The sequence below is a fragment of the Streptomyces sp. SID3343 genome (assembly GCF_009865215.1).
GTDB lineage: Bacteria > Actinomycetota > Actinomycetes > Streptomycetales > Streptomycetaceae > Embleya.
In genome coordinates, this window is the sequence record NZ_WWJX01000593.1 from 1 (window position 1) to 606 (window position 606).

The 606-nt window shown below is 75.6% G+C and carries 1 pseudogene; it reads right to left on the bottom strand.

The window, feature by feature from the left end:
• A pseudogene (locus GT354_RS18095) lies at positions 1 to 606 on the bottom strand (hypothetical protein); the annotation flags it as partial.

The window sequence follows — 606 nt, forward strand, 5'->3', positions numbered from 1 at the left end:
CCCCTTCGGGCCGCCGCCGGCGACGGTGTCGACGATTCCGTCCGTGCCGATCCGGCGCAGTCGCGCGTTGCCGGTGTCGGTGGCGTAGACCTCGCCGACCGGGGAGACCGCGAGTCTGCTGCCGGCGAGGAAGTCGAAGTCGGCGGCGAGGGCCGGCCCGCCGTCGCCGCCGTAGCCCTCGCCGCCCCGGCCGGCGAAGCCGCTGACGATTCGGGTGGCCGGATCGATCCTGCGGATCCGCCCGACGCTGGTGTCGATGACGAAGACCGCGCCGTCCGGACCGACCGCGACCGCGACGGGGCGCCCGACCGCGGCGTCCACCGCGGGCCCGCCGTCGCCGGCGTCGTCCAGGGCGCCGGTGCCCAGGACGGTGCGGATGACGCCGGTGGCGGCGTCGACGTGGCGGATCCGCCGGTTGCCGGTGTCGGCGATGTACAGGTCCCCGTTGGGGGCGACGGCCACCGCCGCGGGGTCGCGCAGGGATGCCGCGACGGCCGGGCCGCCGTCACCGGCATACAGGCGCGTGCCGTTGCCCGCGACGGTGGTGATCACCTTCGTTGTCGCGTCGATACGGCGTACCCGCTGGTTGGTTGCGTCGACGACGTA